Genomic DNA, 20,098 nt, shown 5'->3' with positions numbered 1-20,098 from the left:
CGCTTGCTGCGGAGATCCGGATGGTGAACGCCGCCATCCTGCTGCGGCGCCCGCTGTTGGTGACCGGTCGCCCAGGGGTGGGCAAGTCGACGCTGGCATACCGTATAGCCCGCGAACTGGGGTTGGGCCGCGTGCTGCAATGGCCCGTCACCAGCCGCACCACGCTGGCATCCGGCCTGTTCGAGTATGACGTGATCGGCCGCGCCCAAGCCGGGCAGGCCTGGTACGCAGCTCAGCACAAGGCCGCGGATCCGAGCGACGGCACCGGCCCGGCAGCATCGGATCAGCCCACCCCGCTGGACATCGGCGACTTCATCCAGCTGGGTCCGCTGGGAACCGCCCTGCTACCGCATCGACTCCCGCGGGTACTGCTCATCGACGAGCTGGACAAGGGCGACAGCGATCTCCCGAACGATCTGCTCACGCTCTTCGAAGACGCCTGGTTCGCTGTTCAGCCTCTCGTTCGGGTGAAGCGTCAAGTAGGCAACGTCACCGTCTACACGGCAGATCCGGGCAGAACTGCTTCAATTCAAGACGGAATCGTAAAAACTCGAACATTTCCCATCGTGATCATGACCTCGAACGGTGAGCGGGAATTCCCCGAGGCGTTTATGCGCCGCTGCCTCCGGCTTGATATACCGGAGCCCGGACCAGAGGCACTGGGCGCGTTGGTCGCCGCGCACTTCGCCAACCGGTTGGGAGATGTGCAGGAAAGGCTCGTCCAGGACTTCATGACACGCAGCGCGCAGGTCGACGGATTGGCCGCCGACCAGCTACTCAATGCCGCACACCTGGTCACATCGGGCGCCTACTCCTACCGTGATGAAGACCGTGCCGAGTGGCAGGCTGTCCTGGAAGCCATTTGGCACCCGCTGAACGGAGACGGAGCAGACTGGGGTGCCTGACCGACCGCCGAAACTCAACGGTCGCGCGGCGGACGGCGGACACGGTGATCCGGCGCCGGCCACGGACGGCACGCCCATGCCCGTCACCCGGCTCCATGCCCGAGAAATCGCCGACGCACTGTGGCTGGCCCAACACCACTCGGACGTTGCCGCCTTCACCGGGTGCGACGAGGCACCCGATACGCGATCAGCGCCGAAGCACCTCGCACCGCGCCCCACAGACGCAGGACGAGCGCCGACAGGAGACACCGCGGTTCCGCCCCCGACGGAGCACCCGCGCAGCCGGGAATCAACACCTTCCCCCGCACACAACTCCCCGGACGCTCCAGCCTCCGAGCACAGGCCACACCACCACCGCTCAACCCAAGTGCCTGCACAACGCCCCGCTCAGGACGCTCCCCCACGGGCTCTGCCCACCCGTGGCAGCGAGCGGAAGACAACACGCCCGCGGTCCAGGTCCTCCTCTTCCACCGGGCTCGAGTCGGCAGCAGTCGCCCGGGCCCTGGAGCCATTGCGCCGCCCGGCAATGACCTATCGCGCCCAGCAGGTCGACCCGCAAGGCACAGCCGAACGACTGTCGTTCGACCCAGGCCTGCCCGCGGTCATGCAGCCCGGACCGGCGCCACGCTGGGACGCCGTTCTGGTCCTGGATGTCTCACCCCGCATGGCGGTCTGGCGGCATCCGGTCTCACGCTTCGCGGCCTTGCTGCAGCGGCACGGCCGATTCGGGAATTTCAAGGTCGTGCACCTCGATGCCCCTGGCCCGTCGCCTCAAGACGTAACCCTCCGTGAGCCGAACGCAGCAGCGTCCCCGCACTCCCCCCGACGACTGGTGGATCTCAGCGGACGCACGATGATTTTCGTCCTCACGGACGGGTTAACCCCCGTCTGGCAATCCGGTGCCATGCACGCCCATCTGGCCACCTGGTGCCGGCATCAGCCCACCGCGGTTCTCAACGTTCTGCCGCAGCGGCTATGGCACCGCACAGCGTTGAACGCACAACGGGTGCGACTGCGCTCGTCCGGACCCTGGCATGCCGGGATGCCCTGGGAGTACGCCGAACCTCTTGGCGCTCCCCGGAGGCAACAGGGTCAGACACCGGTTCCCGTGCTGGAACTGTCCGGTGACTGGCTGGCCCCATGGGCACACTTCGTCGCAGACGACGGACCACGCAGCACCGATGTGCCCGCCGTCGTAGTCTCACAGCACCAACGCGTGCCCCACACCGACGAGCTCCCCCGTGAGCCGTCCGAACGGAGCGCGGCTGAGAGAGTGGCCATCTTCCGGGCCTGGGCCTCTCCCGGCGCTTTCCGCCTCGCCACACGACTGGCCACAGCTCCGCTGGATCTGCGCCTGATGACGTCACTCCAACAGCGCACGCTTCCGCGCACAGGCCCGGAGCATATGGCCGAATTCCTCATGAGTGACCTTGTGAAGCCCGCTTCAGGACAGACCGCGAAGTTCTCGTTCCACCCTGGCGTCCGAGAGGAAGTGCTGGCCGCAAGCACCCGCCAGGCAACCGAACTCGCTACACGAACAGCGGCCGAATTACTCGCCCCGCACAGCGGCGTTGCAGCGGAGATGCTCGCCTACTTCGGAGGGGAGACACCGGAGAGGCCCGAAGTGAACCAGGAGAACCTGCATCTGCGCGAGATAGAACGCGCGGTCCTCGAATCACTCTCCGGATCCCACATCAGCCGGGCGCGACTGATTGGACAGTTGATCCAGGCGCATGAAGCATCAGATCAACACACGGACGAATCGACACGCGGCGAGATTCCAACCACCACGCACACGGAAAGCTATGGCATAGTGAATGAATCAAATATCCCCGAGGCGCCCGTCCTTACCGAGATCGGTCCGGTTGAGACTGGCACACCTCCCGGAGGGGCGCCAGTGGTATCAACCCATCCCGCTACCGCACCGCGGTTGAATCTTGACATCACTCGCTCCAAGCCGACCGTACCCATGCGGCCTTCGGTGTGGGGGAATATGCCCCCTCGAAATCTCGTGTTCACAGGACGCGAAGATCTGCTGAACCGGCTGGAGCGGGAACTCCGCGACGGCCCGACCGCAGTACTTCCGCACGCCCTCCACGGACTGGGCGGCGTAGGAAAGTCGCAGCTCGCTCAAGAATTCGTATACCGCCAGGCAAGCCGGTACGACATCGTCTGGTGGATCCCGGCAGAACGCCCCACACAGATCTCACAGGCTCTTGTCGAACTGGCCCACCGCCTGCACCTGCCCGTCAGCAGTGAGGCCATCACTGCCGTGCCGGCCGTGCTCGAAGCTCTCCGCACCGGTAGCCCATTCAGCAAATGGCTGCTGGTGTTCGATAATGCGGAAAGCCCGGAAGCCGTCCAGGACTTCTTCCCCAGTGGCGCAGAGAGCGGGCCAACGGGCTCCATCATCATCACCTCCCGCAACCCACAGTGGAACACGTTGGCTCGTCCCCTGGAAGTAGACGTCTTCGAACGCGAGGAGAGCATCCAGCTCCTCCAACGCCGCAATCCCGACCTGTCCGAGACTGAGGCCGACCAGCTCGCCCACGTCCTGGGCGACCTGCCACTGGCGGTCGAACAGGCATCGGCGTGGCGAGCCGAAACCGGCATGCCGGCAGCCGAATATCTACGCCTGTTCGAAGAGAAACGTGCAGAACTCATGACTGTATCCCCACCAACGCACTACGAGCAGACTGTGGCAACCGCCTGGAATGTCTCCCTGGACCACCTGGCGAGCAAGAACCCGGCCGCATTGCAGCTACTGCAGATCTGCGCGTACTTCGCTCCTGAGCCGATCGCGCGCTCACTCTTCTCCGGGGCCCCCGTCCAACCCATCGCCCCCGACCTCGACCGCGCTCTCACCGACCCACTGCGGCTGGCCCGAGCCATCCGGGAAATCAACCGATACTCCCTGGCGAAAATCGACCACCGCAACAACAGCATCCAAATGCACCGACTGGTGCAAGCAGTGCTGGTTGCACGGATGACCGAAGAGCAGCGAGAGCGCATGCGGAACGGCGCACACCTGCTCCTTGCCGCTAATGCCCCACGTGATCCGCGCGACCCCGACCACTGGGCCCGCTTCGGTGACCTGTACCCCCATGTGGTGGAATCGGGTGCCATCGAATCCGAGGTCGGCAACGTCCGCCAGCTGATCATCAACACGGCCGAGTACCTCTACTTCTGGGGCGACCACGAAAGCGCCCGGGAGTTCGGGCAGAGGGCCTACGAGCAGTGGGTGGAGAAGTACGGAGAAAGCGATCAGCAGACGCTGCTCCTGTGCCGCGGCCTCTGGTACGTCCTCTGGCGCATGGGACGCTACGGAGAGGCAGCGGAACTGAGCCAGCGCATGCTGGCAGCAGTCCGAGAGCTGGGTTCGGACGCCGAGGAAGAACTTCTCTCCACGATGGGGTCCGTAGCCATTGACCGTCGCTCCCACGGCGACTTTCTCGGCGCACTGTCCATCGCCCAGGAAGTTCACGAAAAGGCCGTGCAGGCCTACGGCGAGGAAGACCCCCTCACCCTCGACCACACGCACAATCTCGCGGTAGCCCTTCGCGCATGCGGCCTCTATCACCAGGCGCTCAAACTCGACGAAGAAACATGGCGCCGCAATGTCCTCATCTACGGCGAGGAAGCCTACGACAGCCTGCTCTCCGAAATGGGCCTGGCGCTCGACCGCCGCGAGGCCGGCGACTACGCACTTGGCGCGCGGATGTTCGAGGAGATTGTAGAGAAGTACCGCACCGTCTTCGGCGAGACGAACCCACACACCCTGCGGGCCGCAGCCCGACTGGCCGTGTCACGCCGCAAGGCCGGTGACCACGAAGCTGCCTACGAACTGAGCCTCCAGGCAAGCAAAGCGCTCACCGACCGCTACGGCGAGCGCAGCCCCGACTCCCTGGTCGCTTCACTCAACCTCTCCGTGGACCTGAGGCAACTCGGCAACCTGGAAGAGGCCCTCAGCCTCGGCGAGAGGACCCGCGACCTGTACGTCGAAGTTTTCGGCTCCCGTCACCCCGACACCGTCGCAGCCGACATCGACCTCGCCATCACTCTGCGTCTGGTCAATCAAGCCGACGCAGCTCGCTCGCTCAATGAGAGCGCACTCGAACGCGCGCGAGAAGCACTCGGCGACGACCACCCCACGGTGCTCGTCTGTGCCGCCAATCTCGCCAGCGACCTGTACGCGCAGGGGGATGCCGCCGCTGCCCTCGAACTCGACCAGCACACCCTGGAGCGGGTCAATGCCACTCTGGGAGAGCAACATCCCACCGCGCTGGCACTGATGAGCAACATCAGCAGCGATCTCCGCGCCCTGCGCCGCATCGACGAGGCCGATGCGATGCATGCGGCAGCACTGGAGGGACTCCGAACAAAGCTGGGGCCGGCCCACCCCGCTTGCGCGAACGCGGAGGCCTGGCGCCGCGCCAACTGCGACGCCGATCCCATGCCATAGACGCCGAAGCGGTCCTGGTCACGCCCTGGGCGAAGGCGCCACCGTGCGCCCCAGCCAGTCAGCCACGGCAGCCGGATCGGGCCGCGACTCATCACCAGTGCCGATCGCCGCATAGACGTGGCGAACCAGTTCCGGAAAGACCGACAGGGCGCGCGCAGCCCACGTTCGGTCGGACCGACCCTCCAGAGCGAGCCCCAGCCCGGCCCACACCACTCCAGGTGCCTGGGCCGGCAGGGGCACTCCGGCGATCTCAGCCGTGTAGAGCCGCTGGGCAGAATCGTTATTGCCGCTCAACAAGTACAGATCTCCCCGCCGCGCACCTCGAACAAGGCCCTCCACGCCGCCGACCGACAGCTCCCGGGCCGTGCTCCGCATCATCCGCACCCGCATCAGCACCGCTCGGGCATCCAAATGGCGCGCGGTCGGATCCGTCCTCAACCGCGGCTCCGGGTACGCCCACCCGTGAGTGACCGTTGCAGGATCAAGATCGCCATTGGCCCACTCATCAGCCAGGGCGGCCACGAACCGGGCGTCGGGCAGAAGATGATGGGCTCGCCAGCTCATCCAGTGGTCATTGGCAGCTCTTCCGGCCTGCTCCAGGCTGTCCGCCCGCACCTGTTCGCCCTGCCACTGCTCAACCACTTCCAGGAGCCGACTCACCACCCGGCGGCCCAGGGCGGTCAGCCTTTCGTCTTCGTTCAGCCTCGGCAGAACCCGCAGTAGCTGACACCGACGAAGCGCGAACTCGAAGGAAGCCAACGCCTCCTCCTCCGCAGGACAGCCGTTGAGGACATAGCCCCGCCAGAAGCGCGCCACTCCCGTGAAGGCGTACACGCCGTGCAGCATCCCGCGCAAAGGCCTCGGGTCATCTCGCCACGGGGCATAGAGACCATGCGATGCATCGGGGACATGCAGCGAGTACATGTGCAGCAGCGCGCTGAGCTTGCTGTGCTGGATTTCGTGAGTGAGGATCGACGCGAATTGAGCAGCGGCTGCGGGCTCCGCTCCCGTCGGCTCGGACGCCGCCATCCCGCCCATTCCGTCTTCCATAGTGGCGCTGTACCAGCGAAACGGCAGCGCCGGCGGTAGCGGCTCGATGGAACGCAGACACGAACTCACATCTTCGGCAGCTCTCGGATCGACCCGCGCCAGCAACGGCCAGGCCCGCTGCAACAGATCGCGCCAGCGCCCCAGTTCGTCCTCGGAAGTCGCCCCGAACGCCAAACGTTCGGTATCCGGCTGCATCCGGTAGGGACCCAGATCGTGAAACAGGATCTGCCGTGGCCCATCCGGCAGGTCCACCGACACGAACCGAGGCTCATGCCAATCAGCATCGGGCCGGCTCTCCGCCAACCTGACCAGAACCGGGTCCTGTCCCTTACCCGCGTCCCCGGCAAGACCGACGGACAACGTCTCAGCCTCGTACAGAGCATCCGCAGCCTGCCACGACGTCACTTCACCACGGACCGAGGCACATCCAAGCGTTGGAAACCAAATCCGACCATGACGAGCGGGGACTTGCAGACTGAACGACAGCCCCGTGCGAACCGCCGCTACAGCGGCAAGCAGATGCAGATGCCCGACATCCACCCATAATGGAGGCTCGTCATGCTCCCGCAGACGAGGGGGCTCCTGAAGGCGCTGCAAGCAATGACGAAGCCAGCGTCCCGTTTCCGGCAGCAGGAGCAATTCGTCAGCAACCGTGCTGCTTCGCCGTTCAGAAGCAACCAGCAGATCCCACGCCTCATCGATCCCCGACAGCGGACCACCGGCGTCCGGCCGCCGCCCCGCCGCGGCAGTCAGCAGGCCGAGAAGCACCAAACGGTGGCTCCGCTCGGAATCCCACAGATGCGCGAGGACGGCGCTACCGCCTCCACCTTCAGCAAGCGCATCGAAGTGTCGCGGCGGTAGCCCATGCCGCGGGACCCGGTCAGCCGGCCAGCCCGAGGGCACAGAGAAGCCACGCACCGATGAGCCTCCATGATCACAGTCCGAGTCTCGGCCTCACATGGACGCACTGCTTTTGGGGTCACCCGCGAACACGGACGGGTTGGCGAACTCGTGCAGGAGTCGCCGCTCCATTTCCTGCCACTCAACGCCGCGCCGACATGTCCACACATCCCCCAAGGTCAACTGTGAAAGATCCAATAGCTCCGACTCAATGGCTGACGCTGTCTGATCCATGCCCCGCGGCTCTCCCTTCTGCGGGCCTGACGGCCCTTGCCTGCGCCTTCATGATGTCCCAGTGCCGCATGACCGGAAACCCCGCGTCGAAAACGGGCCCTCAGCCATGGCCGTTCTCCGTCACCCCTCGAAACACAGACATTCGCTCCAGAACACCGTGGAGCACCTCAAGGCTGCGCGTCCCGGCATCCACAGTACTGATCGCCTCCCACAGCTCCGCCAGTCCCTCCGGGAAGGCCAGACACGTCTCAACAACGCCCAAGAGCTCAACCCTCGTAATCGGAGACCTCGGGATACTCGTGGCCACTTCGGGAGGCAACATCCGCAGAACTACCGCTCGTGAACCAGGATCAGCCATCGCAGGGACAGCCTCGAGAGCCAGAACGAGGGCCCTGCGCTGCCCCGAGTCCAGATGGCCACCCGTCCGTCGCACCTCCGCCGCAATCGGCCGGATAGCGGTGCTCTCGTCGGCCGCAGGCTCCTCGCCCCGCAAAGCCGCCGATGGCGCTGGCGGGCCCCCCGCGACGGACGACTGCTTCGCGTACGGGAACGCGCGCGATTCAAGCAGCTCACCCCCTGCATGCGCGGCCAGACGCAGGTACCACTGCCTGACCCCCGGACCAAGGCTCGTGAACGTCGTGAAAGCGAGAGCCCCCGCGACAAGAGAAAGGAGCAACTGATCAGCCCACGGCTCGCGCCAACCGCCCATCAGGCCAGCAGCCGTGTCCCTCACACAGTCGACCCGAGCAGCTGCTCCGTGCGGCAGATCAGAAAGGTGAGCCTCCTGCGGACGGACAACATAGTCGAGCAGCAACAACTCCTGACGAGCCGACAACGGCTCCTGCAGCACCGGCACAAGAGCTGACAGCAGCAGCATGGCCACATCTCGCGTCAGCGCACCGTCCGAGGTGAAACTGCACAGATCGATGAGGCGGTACTCCTGCGGCAGCAGCACGCCTCGGCGCCTGGGGACCAGCACATTGTCCAGATGAAGGTCACCGTGCGTCAGCCCTGTGAGCACCGACACCTCAGGATCATCGAACTCCGAGTGGCCACCGGTGACCAGCAGGAACGGATTGGGCAAACGCCGTCCACCCGCTTCGAACCAGGGAACATCCGAACCCGAGAGCCCGGCACGCTCTCGCGCCTGCTCCAGCGACGCCCCGCCCGACCAGGCAGCTCGTAACTCCGACTGCAGAAAAGCTGATGCCCGCATCCGCCGTGGGCGCCTTGGCGTTGTGTTCCACTCGGTGAGCAGCCCCCTCACTACGTCAATGCACGCCAGTGCAAAGTCGTCCCCGCCCAACACGCGTATAGGCGCCATGTCGCGGAGCCCATCGCCCGCCACACCCTGGAACATCAGCGCGCCACCGCCCTCCAAGGGATACGGTGCGAAAGGCAGTTCGACCAAATGTTTCTCGGCGAAGTCCGGAGGAGATGTCCGCAGGGCACGAGTGTGACGTCCTGGCTCCCCCCGATGGGGCCCTGCCGGCAACACCTTCAAGATCACCACGCGCGCGGGCGGGGCAACCTCCAACGCCTCCAAAAGGGCACCCGTATAGCCCCTGCCGGGCGGGGACCAGGACGGCAGACTCAAATCAACCGACAGATCGTTGAGTTCAGCCCAGTCGAGCAAGCCTCGGACAACGCCGCTGCCCAGCCTGGCAGTAACAACCGAACGGTCAGAGAACGCGGCCACGCAGCCCTCCCGTAACCACGTCACGCACCACCCAACGTAAGAGGGACCTGCAAGCGACGGAAGCCTGTCGCGCGCGAGCACTTCAGTCGCGCACCACCACGCCCTGGCACGTCCGGAGCCACGGTCTTCACTATCGCCCTACTTGATCACGCAATTCACGCATCGCCGCGAGGAAGTCAGCACGATCGGAAGCCTGGTACTGACGGAAGAACCAGTTCGGAACCCGGGTGTAGGTCTGCCTCGAAAGAAAGATCACGTCCTGCACCTGCCGCGCCAGTCTCAGCAAGTCAGCTTCTCCGCCACCCGCCGCTATGCGGCCTCGTACCAAGGACAGCACACGCTCCCTCTCAGCAGCGACCGCCCACTGAGTGCGCACGGTGGTGACTCCCAACAGCAATGCTGCGAGGGATGGCACATACCATCTCACCAAGGCTTCGCCCAAGTCGAAATGCGCAGACAAAGCGACCACCAGACCGGCAACACCCCAGACACAGGTCACCCCTACCACAGCCCGCGCATAGCGGCGGCGAATACGTGCACCCCACCCCAGATTCTGAAGCTGACAAGCAATCACGTCATAGGGGTACGGCAGATCCGGAATCTCATAGTAGTCGCGGATCTCCTCTTCCTCCCCGGAGAAGCGCCTACTGAGCGCATTCACCTCGTGCGACAAAGGCTCCTCGCCCGCGAGTACCGAATTCCACGACAGGCGAAAAAGCCGAACGTCCAACAACTCCTGGACGTAAGCCGCCCGCCTTGCTGCAGAATCCACCCACGAAGAGAACACTGTCGAATAAACAACAGCCCAGACCGAACCGGCGATGGCAACGACGCCCACCAGACTCGTCACAAATGATGCCGCGCAACCGGCAGCAGCGAGCAGCACAGAACACCAGGCGCTCAGCGCCGCAAGGCGCTGCGCTCTCTTGTGCGACACCGACATGGCGCGCAACCGAACCAGTGCATCGGACTGGTTCTGCTCCCTCAGCACCGGAGAAACGATCAACGTAGGCGACGAACCATCCACCACGGCTTCCCCCCGTCATGCGGCAGACGCTGTTCCAACTGTCTTTCACCGCCGGCCTTTTGTCGAGAACTCACGATGGAGTTCCGCCGCCTGGATAGCGAGCCGCCCTTCGATCCACCATCCGGGCCATCGCCGATTGCCGTCCCACCAGCAGACCATGGACCCGAGGGGTCCTCAACTCGTTCGAGGCCGTCCCACCAGGCCCTCCCCCGCCCACCGGATGAGCAGAACTCGGCCACCTGCCCGAGAGGTCACGCACCCCAAGTCGCAAGCCAACCGGGTGGCCTGCCAATGGGCTTGGGGGGGTATACGGACGGTTGAAAGGAGGACCGTCGACATGACGACGCCCATCAAACGCATGCCCGGTTGGGCGAAGGTGCTCTCCGCCTTCGTGCTGGTGCTCGTGGTGCTCTTCGCCGGGCTGCGGCTGGCCGTTCTGCCGGGGCTGCGCGATCTGTTCGGCACGGAGAGCCATGACAATTCGGGCCCCACGCTCCTCAAGTCCATCCAGGACATGAGCCGTTACGACGCCGCGTCCGGCAACTTCCAGGTGGTCGTGGACCTGGAGAAGGACGCAAAATACCTGCCGGACGCGATCCGCGGCACCCGCACGCTGTACGTGGGGGCCGGCACCGTCGACGCCTATGTCGACCTCGGGCGCATCGGCCAGAAGGACGTGACGGTCAACGGTGACCGTACGTCGGCCACGCTCCGTCTGCCGCACGCGGCACTGGGCAAACCCGCCCTCGACCCCGACCACTCCTACGCCGTCTCCAAGCAGCGCGGTCTCCTCGACCGGATCGGCGACGTGTTCTCGGACAACCCGAACGACGAACGGGCCGTGCAGCGGCTCGCGGCCAAACACATCGGCAAGGCCGCACAGGACAGCCGCCTCACCGCCCGGGCCGAGGAGAACACCACCGGCATGCTCGAAGGCCTGTTGCACTCCCTCGGTTTCAAGGAAGTGACGGTCACCTACGGTGCCTGAGTCCGGGCGGGCCCACTGTGCCCGAGCCCGGGCGGTGCCGACGGCGCCGGGGCGAGCCGGCGGTCGCACCCGGCGCCTGCGGCCGTCCCGGAGGCGGCCCTCCGGATGGCAGTCCCCTCCTGGCGGGCAGACGATGGAAAAGGGGAAACGGAAGGGAGCCGTCATGCTGGAGATCAAGACGGTGGACAAGCCCGACGAGCGACGCGATTTCCCGCGCGGCCACCTCGAAGCGGTCCACATGAGCGGGCTCGACTTCGCCGTGGGAACCTTCGAACCGGGCTGGCGCTGGTCCGAGTCCGTCGGCCCGATCGCGGGAACGAAGAGCTGCGAGGTCCACCACAACGGCTATGTGGTTCAGGGACGGATGCACCTCACCATGGACGACGGCGGCGAGGGCGAGGTAGGACCCGGCGACGTCTTCGTCTGCCCGCCCGGGCACGACGCCTGGGTCGTGGGTGACGAACAGGTCGTCGTATACGACTTCGCGGGAGGCATGGCCACCGACTACGCGAAGGCGAAGGGCGCCTAGGCACTCAGGGCGACCCAGGCACTGCACTCTCCGCTTCCCCGGAGTGGGACACCTCGGCGGCCGAGCGCAGGTTCGGCCGAGGTGAGGCGGGGCGGGGCGGGCGGGGCGGTATACCGAGGCAGGGTCGACCCAGCCGGGCGGTCGCCGCGGTCGACCCGGTCAGCCGGTACCGCCGCCCCCTCGCGGTTCGGACCGCTCTGAGGGCTTCCCTTGCCGAAAAGCGCCCCCGTTGCCGCGAGGCCCTCCCGTTCGCCGAAGCGCCCGGGCATCGTCGGCCCCATCGGGGGTATGCGGGCTGCACCAGAGGGCAGTTCGAAAATGGGGAGGGGCTCATGGTCCGCACCGCGTTGCGCGCACGTGCCGCGAAAGCCGGCCGCCGGAAGCCGGCGCCGAAGTCCGGATCGGACCAGGGGAAGCCCGCGTCGAAGGCCGAGCGGAGCAAGCCGGCGTCGAAGTCCGGACCGGGGAAGCCGGAGAAGTCGCGGTCGTTCTTCGGCCGCAGGAAGCCGCCTCCCGCGCCGGAGCCCGCGCGGGAGACCGGAGCCCTGGCGCTGCCCTTCCGGCTGTTGGCCGTACTGATCGCCTTCGCGGCCATGGTGGCGTTCGCCGTCGCGCTGGCCCGGCTGACACTGGAGCCGTCACCGGCGTCCACGGCACTGATCCACAACAATCTTCACCCCGGCCGCTCCCTGCGGGCCTATCTCGACCAGCCGGAGCTGCGCGACGCCGTCAAGCAGATCGGCGGCAACCTCGTGCTCGGGGTGCCCTTCGGAGTGCTGCTGCCCGTAGTGTTCCCGAAGACCCGCGGAATCCTGCGCGTCCTCGCACTCACCGCGGCGGTCATGCTTCTGGTCGAGCTCGTCCAGGGAGCCCTCATCACCGGACGTTCCTTCGACATCGACGACGTCATCCTCAACACGGCCGGGGCGCTGGTGGGTTACCTGCTTCTGGGTCGGCGGCTCGGGCGGGCGGTACACCCCAGGAAGCGTCTTCGCGCCTGAGGCAGCCCCCCAACTACTGGTCCGTACCAGAGTATTGACACCCCGTTACCTCACTCCTTAAATCAAGAGGCGAAGCATGCACCCCCCACCTCAGTCGGCTCACCCGCCCTAGGGCAGCCGTACGGAAATGAGAGTCATGGACTCCCCACGCCTGCTCCGAAGATGCCTCTTCGCCGCGCTGTCCGCCGCGCTCGTCGCCTCCGCCTCGGCCGTCGTCGCTCCCGCCCACGCGGGTCCGGCCGCGGCCACCGCGGCCGTGACGTTCGACGACACCTTCGACGGTCCCGCCGGTTCGGCCGTCGACTCCTCCAAGTGGCAGATGGAGACCGGCGACAACGTCAACAACCATGAACGGCAGTACTACACGTCGGGCAACAAGAACGCGGCGCTGGACGGCCAGGGCCATCTGGTGATCACGGCCCGCAAGGAGAATCCGGCCAACTACCAATGCTGGTACGGCACATGCCAGTACACCTCGGCCCGGATGAACACCTCCGGGAAGTTCACCACGGCGTACGGTCACGTCGAGGCCCGGATGAAGATCCCGCGCGGGCAGGGCATGTGGCCGGCGTTCTGGATGCTCGGCAGCGACATCGGGCAGGTCGGCTGGCCGAACTCCGGTGAGATCGACGTCATGGAGAACGTCGGCTTCGAGCCGTCGACCGTGCACGGCACGATCCACGGTCCGGGGTACTCCGGGTCCGCGGGCATAGGCGCCGGGTACTCCCTGCCGAACGGCCAGGCCTTCGCGGACGCCTTCCACACCTTCGCGGTCGACTGGGCACCGAACTCGATCACCTGGTCGGTGGACGGCACGGTCTACCAGCGGCGGACGCCCGCCGACCTTGGCGGCAACACCTGGGTGTTCAACAAGCCGTTCTTCCTGATCCTGAACCTCGCGGTCGGCGGATACTGGCCCGGCGACCCCGACGGCTCCACCGCCTTCCCGCAGCAGCTCGTCGTCGACGAGGTGAAGGTGACGACGGGCGACAGCTCGGGCGGCACCGCCGGTCCGATCAAGGGCCTCGCGGGCAAGTGCGTGGACGTGGCCGCCGCCAACTCGGCCAACGGCACGCCCGTACAGCTCTACGACTGCAACGGCACCGGTGCCCAGCAGTGGACCGTGTCCTCGGACGGCACGATCCGCGCGCTCGGCAAGTGCCTGGACGTCACCGGCAACGGTACGGCGGACGGCTCGACGGTCCAGCTGTGGGACTGCGCGGGAAGCCCCAACCAGAAATGGACGGTCACCGCGGCACACGACATCGTGAACCCACAGGCCAACAAGTGTCTCGACGTCACGGGCAACAACTCGGCCAACGGCACACGGCTCCAGATCTGGACGTGCGGCGGCGGAGCCAACCAGAAGTGGACGGTGGGCTGAGAGGCCTCCGGGGCTTGTAGGTGCGCATTACCGATGTCCCTTTCCCACCGCCTGTGACCCGCGTCTGTCCCAAAGCAAAAAAGGAACTACGAAGAACATTCGCTTGATTCTTCACACGTTCGCGTGTTGATCGAACGGCCTGCCTTCACGGCGAGGCGCCCCGGTGTGACCGCGTCGGCGGGACACCGGGGCTTCCGCCCCCAGAACACTTCGTTCGGGGGCCGGCATGCGGCTTGCATTCAGCGAGGTCTCGGTAAGCCTTCGGCGCAACCGGGCGCCTGGGTGTGCTCCGCGTGAGCGGCGCGACCGTCAGTCGTGCGGGACCAGCACGACGGGCTGGGGCATGTGGTGGAGCAACGCGTGGGCCACCGGACCGGTGTGGGCGCCGACCGCGGTACGCCGCCGACGACGGCCCACCACCAGTAGTCCGGCCCCGCCTGCCGCGCGTACGAGGACGTGGGCGGCGCGGCCCTCGTGGAGGCTCGCCTGGACAACCACACCGGGGTACTTCGCACGCCAGGGTTCGAGCACCTCCGCGAGTGCGTACTCCGCCGCCTTCCGGATCCGCGTACGCTCCTCGACGCCCGGGACGCCTCTGGTGAGCGGCACGTGCCACGCGTACGCGGCGCGCAGCGGCGCCGCACGGAGTTCGGCCGCGCGGAACGCGTAGTCGAGGACGGCGTCGCAGGGCGCGCCGACGTCGACGGCGACCGCCACGTCGCGGTGGGGGGTACCGGTCGACGCCCTTCCGAAAGCGTCGGGGAGGTGTTCGTCCGTCGCGGTCTCGCCCGCCCGTACGAGGACGACGGGCCGGTCGGCGTGAGCAACGGTGGCCATGGCGACCGACCCCGAGATGAACCCCCCGACACCGCTCGTCCCCTGGCTTCCGATGACCAGCAGCTCAGCGCTCTCCGCCTCGGCGAGGAGCGCGGGACGTGGCTGCCTGCGCACCTGCTCGGCGGCGATGTACAGCCCCGGATAGCGCTCGTGCAGTACGTCGACGGCCCCACGCAGCACCCGCCGCGCGTGGTACTGCGGTGCCCTGATCTCGGGCAGGTCCGCGGCGGTGCCGTCGTCGGGCAGGCCCTCCCAGGCGTGTACAAGACGAAGCGGCAGTCCGCGGCGAAGGGCTTCTCTGGCCGCCCAGTCGGCTGCGGCGAGGCTCTCCTTAGAACCGTCCAGACCGGCTACGACTGGCCTTGTCATGACCGTCACCTCCTTCGTCCGTTCGAGCTGTCGCGAGTCCTTCGAGAGCAGGCCCGCGCTCTCGGGGGCTCTCTAGAAATGGGGTACGACGGCGATGGGGCAGCCGACGTGATGGATCGCGGCATGGGCGACGGGGCCGGTGCGGGGGCCGAGCGGGCGTTCGGCGAGGCGGTGGCCGACGACGAGGAGACTCGCTCCGGTCGCGGCCCTCACGAGCGCCGTCGAAGGTTTGTCGGCCACCACCGTCTCCAGGACCTCCACGTCGGGGTACTTGTCGCGCCACGCCTGGAGCACGGCCTTGAGGAAACCCAGCCATTCCTCGCCCTGCCGGGACTCCTCGACCATGCCGATATCGCCGGCTCCCAGGCCGATCGGGCCGGATGCGTGCCACGCGTGCACGGCCCGCAGTCGTGCGTGCCGGAGCCGGGCGGCCTCGAAGGCGAACTCGATGACCTGGTCACAGGCCTCGTCGAGGTCCACGGCCAGCACGACGTCCTGGTAGCCGGTATCCGTCGAGGGGCTTCCGTCGCGTGCCGGCACATGTTCGTCGGCCGCCTGCTCGTCCGCCCGGACGAGGACGACGGGGCGCGTCGCCTGCGCGACCACGCCGAGGGCCACGGAACCCACGAGGAATCCGGTGAAACCGCTCAGACCTCGTGAGCCCAGGACCATCAGGTCGGCCTGGTCCGCCGCCTTCGACAGGGCGGCGGTGGCGGGGCCTTCCGTCTGCTCGTCGGTGAGACGGACGCCGGGGCACTCGGCGCGGACACGTTCCTCCGCCCGGCGCAGCGAATTCCGGGCCAGCTGCCGCTGGGCGGCGCCGACGATCTCGCCTTCCTGCCGGCGGGGGTGCCAGTCCCAGGCATGTACCAGGTGCAGCGGTCGGTCCCGCCGCTCGGCCTCGCGGGCCGCCCATACGGCGGCGGCCAGACTCTCGGCGGATCCGTCGATTCCTGCGACTACGGGCGCAAGCATGTCGGCACCTCCAGAGTTCGGTCTGTCGTGCGCTACCAGCGTCACGCTGCGGCCGGCGCGGGGGCAGGGGCTGCCCGGGTCCCTCCGGGGGCCGTCCGGCCCCTCTGCGAGAAGCCCGTCGCCGGTCCGGAAGGAGGAGATGACACGTCTCGCCGGGTGAGCCTAGACCGCGCGATCCGGCAGCCGGACGCTGATCGGGGGCGAGGCTTTCGGGCGAGCCGTCGGGGCCGACGGTGATGGCGGGCATGGATGAGCGGTAGTGACTGAGGCCGCGTTCCCGGGACTCCGCCTCAGTGCCTCGAGACCATCGGACAGCGCCGCCGGCCTGGTTCGCTGCCCCACGCGCCACACACCTCACGACAGACCACTTCAGGCGCGCATACGGGCCTCCGCTGGGCCGACCGGCCCAGCGGAGGGGACCGACAGCACCTGCCCCTCGGCTCCGCCCGGTCGGACCCTGGAGATGTACCCCAGCCCCGAGCCCATCGAAGGAGACCGGCGTCATGGTTCGTTACGTGTACGACTTCACAGAGGGCAGCCGTGAGCTCGCCGATCTGCTCGGTGGCAAGGGCGCGAACCTGGCCGAGATGACCCGGCTGAGGCTGCCGGTGCCGCCGGGCTTCACCGTGACCACCGAGGCTTGCCGCGCCTTCCTCGCGGTCGGCACCGCACCGGACACCCTGGCCGACGAGATCTCCGAACATCTCGCCGCCCTGGAACAGGCCGCGGGACGACAGCTGGGTCGGCCCGACGACCCGCTGCTGCTGTCCGTCCGCTCCGGGGGGCGGTTCTCCATGCCCGGCATGATGGAGACGATCCTCGACATCGGCCTCAACGACGCCTCCGTGCTCGGCTTGGCAAAGGTCTCCGGGAACGAACGCTTCGCCTGGGACTCCTACCGCCGCCTGGTGCAGATGTTCGGCAGCACTGTCATGTGCGTCGACAGCTCTCTGTTCGAGAACGCCATGGCCGACCTCAAGCGCTCGCGCGGGGCGGCGAACGACCTGGGGCTGAACGCTGCGGACCTGGCCGAGCTGGTCAGGACGTACAAGGACCTGATCCGCGGGGAGACCGGCGAGGACTTCCCGCAGTCCCCGGCCGAACAGCTGCGCCGCGCGGTGCTCGCCGTCTTCGAGTCGTGGAGGGGCGAGCGAGCCCGGCTGTACCGCCGCCGCGAGCACATCCCCGACGATCTGGGGACTGCGGTCAATGTGCAGACCATGGTCTTCGGCAATCTCGGTTCCGACTCCGGCAGCGGCGTCGCCTTCACCCGCGACCCGGCCACGGGACGGCCCGGACTGTACGGCGACTACCTGGCGAACGCGCAGGGCGAGGATGTCGTCGCCGGCATCCGCAACACCGTTCCGCTGACCGCTCTCGAGATGCTGGACCCGGTCTCGTACGGGCAACTGCGCGATCACATGGAAACTCTGGAAACGCATTACCGGGATCTGTGCGACATCGAGTTCACCATCGAGCGGGGCCGGCTGTGGATGTTGCAGACCCGGGTGGGCAAGCGCACCGCCGAGGCCGCGTTCGCCATCGCGGCCGAGCTGGTCGACGAGAAGCTGATCACCGCTGACGAAGGCCTGGCCCGGGTCGACGGGGACGGCCTGGCCCGGCTGATGTTTCCCCGGTTCGACGTCTCGGCCGTCGGCGAGGCGCTCGCGCACGGACTGCCCGCCTCACCGGGTGCGGCGGTGGGCGCGGCGGTGTTCGACTCGGCCGAAGCAGTCCGTCGGGCCGCCTCGGGCGAGAAGGTCGTCCTCGTGCGTCAGGAGACCACCCCGGACGACCTGCCGGGCATGATCGCCGCCCAGGCGGTGCTGACCAGCCGCGGCGGCAAGACCAGCCACGCCGCCGTGGTCGCCCGTGGCATGGGCAGAGTGTGCGTGTGCGGTGCCGAGGAACTCACCGTCGACTCCGCGGCACGTCGCTTCACCGTGGGCGACACCGTCGTCGAGGAGGGCACGGTCGTCTCCGTCGACGGCTCGGAGGGAGCTGTCTATCTGGGTGCCGCACCGCTGGCCGACTCCGCTGTGATGCGCTTCTTCGAGACGGGCGAGCGATCCGGCGGGCTGGTCGAGGCCGTGGCCCGGGCCATGGAACGGGCGGACGGGGTCCGGCGACTGGAGGTGCGGGCGAACGCCGACACGCCGGAGGACGCCGCCCGCGCCCGGCGGTTCGGCGCGCAGGGCGTCGGGCTGTGCCGCACCGAGCACATGTTCCTCGGCGAACGCCGCAAGCTGGTCGAGGCGATGATCCTGGCGGGCGACGAGACCGCACGCGAGAACGCGCTGGGCGCCTTGCTGCCGCTCCAGCGGCAGGACTTCATCGGCATTCTGAAGGCGATGGACGGGCTGCCGGTCACCATCCGGCTCATCGACCCGCCCCTGCACGAGTTCCTGCCCGACCGCACCGACCTCGCCGTGCGCATCGCCACCGCCGAAACCCGGGGCAACGTGCCCGCCCCGCACGACACCGACCTCCTCGACGCGGTCAACCGCATGCACGAGGAGAACCCGATGCTCGGTCTGCGCGGGGTCCGTCTGGGCCTGGTCGTCCCGGGACTCGTCGCCATGCAGGTGCGGGCGATCGCCGAGGCGGTCGTGGAACGCACCAGGGCCGGGGGCTCCCCCCAGGCGGAGATCATGGTCCCACTGGTCGGCGCCGTCGAGGAACTGCGCATCGAGCGGGCCGAGGTGGAACGCGTCCTGGCCGAGGTCTCCGAGGAGTCGGGCATCCCCGTGCACTGCCCGGTCGGCACCATGATCGAACTGCCCCGGGCCGCACTCACCGCCGGCCGGATCGCCGAAGAGGCCGAGTTCTTCTCCTTCGGCACCAACGACCTCACCCAGACCACCTGGGGCTTCTCCCGCGACGACGTCGAGGCGGCCTTCTTCTCCGCCTATCTCGACAAGGGCATCTTCGCCACCTCACCCTTCGAGACCCTCGACCGCGACGGTGTGGGCCGGCTGGTCCGGATCGCCGTCGACGAGGGCCGCGCCGCGCGCCCCGACCTGAAGATCGGCGTCTGCGGCGAGCACGGCGGGGACCCCGACTCCGTTCACTTCTTCCACGCGACCGGCCTGGACTACGTCTCCTGTTCGCCGTTCCGCGTCCCGGTCGCGCGACTGGAGGCCGGACGAGCCGCGCTCCCCGAGCCCGGAACGAGCGACAGCAGGTGACCTGCGAGCGCCGTGAAGGCGGTCGGCCGTCGGAGCGATCTCCCGGACCCGCCTGATCCGGCGCGCGGCGGCCCAGTCCGCGGATACCCGGTACGACAGTTCCGGATGCCCCACTGGGCCGCTCCTCCCGGCACGCCGCCACCGTCGCTCACGCCTGGACAGCGGAGGAACCGATGTCGCCGCCCGCGATCACCGTGCATCCGGAGCCGCGGATCGCGCAGCCGGGCGGGGTGTCACGGAGTCGAACACCTTCCAGTCGTGGACGAGGAGCATCGACTGGTCGGCATCGCCTCGCGACCTGCTTCCGGTCTTCCTGCGCACGAACGACGAGATCCGCAGACAGGCCGCGACGAGGTGCCGGCCCACATCCGTCGCCGTCCGGACCCCGGCGTGGCGGATCTCGGTCCGCGACGGCAGGACCACGCGGAAAGGAGCCCTGCGACACGGCGGAGCCCTTCCGCTCCTGTTCCGGGAAACGCATCGGGCGGACGGTGTGATAGATCGTCAACAGGCCTACCGTCCGCGTTTTTTCGGGGCCGGTCGGCCCCGC

12 protein-coding genes are annotated in these 20,098 nt (G+C 67.6%); 7 read left to right on the top strand and 5 right to left on the bottom strand.

Annotation, left to right across the window (positions count from 1 at the left end):
- Nucleotides 1-20: 20 nt before the first annotated feature.
- Together N4G66_RS29320 and fxsT are read left to right on the top strand one after the other, a co-directional pair.
- Entirely contained in the window at nucleotides 21-905 is an 885-nt protein-coding gene (locus tag N4G66_RS29320) for an AAA family ATPase (RefSeq protein ID WP_261707260.1), read from the top strand.
- 76 nt (nucleotides 906-981) lie between these two features.
- Nucleotides 982-5,367 carry an FxSxx-COOH system tetratricopeptide repeat protein gene (fxsT, locus tag N4G66_RS29315; RefSeq protein WP_261707259.1) on the top strand — a complete coding sequence of 1,462 codons (4,386 nt, stop codon included), beginning with the start codon at nucleotides 982-984 and terminating at the stop codon, nucleotides 5,365-5,367.
- A gap of 18 nt (nucleotides 5,368-5,385) precedes the next feature.
- Here fxsT and N4G66_RS29310 read toward each other — a convergent pair whose 3' ends face one another.
- The 3 genes from N4G66_RS29310 to N4G66_RS29300 all read right to left on the bottom strand — a co-directional run bounded on the left by N4G66_RS29310 (nucleotide 5,386) and on the right by N4G66_RS29300 (nucleotide 10,277).
- Complete coding sequence (locus tag N4G66_RS29310) at nucleotides 5,386-7,185, bottom strand: HEXXH motif domain-containing protein (protein ID WP_261707258.1); 1,800 nt, start codon at nucleotides 7,183-7,185, stop codon at nucleotides 5,386-5,388.
- A gap of 466 nt (nucleotides 7,186-7,651) precedes the next feature.
- Nucleotides 7,652-9,250 (bottom strand): effector-associated domain 2-containing protein, encoded by a 1,599-nt coding sequence (locus N4G66_RS29305; protein ID WP_261707257.1) that lies wholly within the window; start codon nucleotides 9,248-9,250, stop codon nucleotides 7,652-7,654.
- A gap of 130 nt (nucleotides 9,251-9,380) precedes the next feature.
- Nucleotides 9,381-10,277, bottom strand: coding sequence for an S-4TM family putative pore-forming effector (locus tag N4G66_RS29300; protein WP_261707256.1), 897 nt, complete (start codon nucleotides 10,275-10,277; stop codon nucleotides 9,381-9,383).
- 337 nt (nucleotides 10,278-10,614) lie between these two features.
- Here N4G66_RS29300 and N4G66_RS29295 point away from each other — a divergent pair, with 337 nt between their 5' ends.
- From N4G66_RS29295 to N4G66_RS29280, 4 genes are all read left to right on the top strand, one after another.
- Nucleotides 10,615-11,265 carry a DUF4230 domain-containing protein gene (locus N4G66_RS29295; RefSeq protein WP_261707255.1) on the top strand — a complete coding sequence of 217 codons (651 nt, stop codon included), beginning with the start codon at nucleotides 10,615-10,617 and terminating at the stop codon, nucleotides 11,263-11,265.
- A gap of 163 nt (nucleotides 11,266-11,428) precedes the next feature.
- Complete coding sequence (locus N4G66_RS29290) at nucleotides 11,429-11,794, top strand: cupin domain-containing protein (protein ID WP_261707254.1); 366 nt, start codon at nucleotides 11,429-11,431, stop codon at nucleotides 11,792-11,794.
- Between the two features lie 332 nt (nucleotides 11,795-12,126).
- Entirely contained in the window at nucleotides 12,127-12,795 is a 669-nt protein-coding gene (locus N4G66_RS29285) for a VanZ family protein (protein WP_261707253.1), read from the top strand.
- A gap of 136 nt (nucleotides 12,796-12,931) precedes the next feature.
- Nucleotides 12,932-14,179 carry a ricin-type beta-trefoil lectin domain protein gene (locus tag N4G66_RS29280; RefSeq protein ID WP_261707252.1) on the top strand — a complete coding sequence of 416 codons (1,248 nt, stop codon included), beginning with the start codon at nucleotides 12,932-12,934 and terminating at the stop codon, nucleotides 14,177-14,179.
- A gap of 309 nt (nucleotides 14,180-14,488) precedes the next feature.
- Here N4G66_RS29280 and N4G66_RS29275 read toward each other — a convergent pair whose 3' ends face one another.
- Together N4G66_RS29275 and N4G66_RS29270 are read right to left on the bottom strand one after the other, a co-directional pair.
- The gene (locus N4G66_RS29275; RefSeq protein ID WP_261707251.1) at nucleotides 14,489-15,385 is read right to left on the bottom strand and encodes a universal stress protein; all 897 of its coding nucleotides are present in this window, start codon (nucleotides 15,383-15,385) and stop codon (nucleotides 14,489-14,491) included.
- Between the two features lie 72 nt (nucleotides 15,386-15,457).
- Entirely contained in the window at nucleotides 15,458-16,360 is a 903-nt protein-coding gene (locus N4G66_RS29270; RefSeq protein WP_261707250.1) for a universal stress protein, read from the bottom strand.
- A gap of 503 nt (nucleotides 16,361-16,863) precedes the next feature.
- Between N4G66_RS29270 and ppdK the strand changes: the two genes are divergently transcribed.
- Entirely contained in the window at nucleotides 16,864-19,548 is a 2,685-nt protein-coding gene (gene ppdK, locus N4G66_RS29265) for a pyruvate, phosphate dikinase (RefSeq protein WP_261707249.1), read from the top strand.
- Nucleotides 19,549-20,098: the final 550 nt, after the last annotated feature.

The sequence above is a fragment of the Streptomyces rhizosphaerihabitans genome, from assembly GCF_025399795.1.
Lineage (GTDB): Bacteria > Actinomycetota > Actinomycetes > Streptomycetales > Streptomycetaceae > Streptomyces > Streptomyces rhizosphaerihabitans.
Note: the sequence above shows the minus strand (reverse complement) of the source record. Positions and strands in the feature narration are given on the sequence as shown.

Excerpts from the sequence above, each read along its gene's own strand:
- N4G66_RS29320 (WP_261707260.1), top strand. The coding sequence starts at position 21 with ATGGTGAACGCCGCCATCCTGCTGCGGCGCCCGCTGTTGGTGACCGGT.
- fxsT (WP_261707259.1), top strand. The coding sequence starts at position 982 with ATGCCCGTCACCCGGCTCCATGCCCGAGAAATCGCCGACGCACTGTGG.
- N4G66_RS29295 (WP_261707255.1), top strand. The coding sequence starts at position 10,615 with ATGACGACGCCCATCAAACGCATGCCCGGTTGGGCGAAGGTGCTCTCC.
- N4G66_RS29290 (WP_261707254.1), top strand. The coding sequence starts at position 11,429 with ATGCTGGAGATCAAGACGGTGGACAAGCCCGACGAGCGACGCGATTTC.
- N4G66_RS29285 (WP_261707253.1), top strand. The coding sequence starts at position 12,127 with ATGGTCCGCACCGCGTTGCGCGCACGTGCCGCGAAAGCCGGCCGCCGG.
- N4G66_RS29280 (WP_261707252.1), top strand. The coding sequence starts at position 12,932 with ATGGACTCCCCACGCCTGCTCCGAAGATGCCTCTTCGCCGCGCTGTCC.
- N4G66_RS29275 (WP_261707251.1), bottom strand. The coding sequence starts at position 15,385 with ATGACAAGGCCAGTCGTAGCCGGTCTGGACGGTTCTAAGGAGAGCCTC.
- N4G66_RS29270 (WP_261707250.1), bottom strand. The coding sequence starts at position 16,360 with ATGCTTGCGCCCGTAGTCGCAGGAATCGACGGATCCGCCGAGAGTCTG.
- ppdK (WP_261707249.1), top strand. The coding sequence starts at position 16,864 with ATGGTTCGTTACGTGTACGACTTCACAGAGGGCAGCCGTGAGCTCGCC.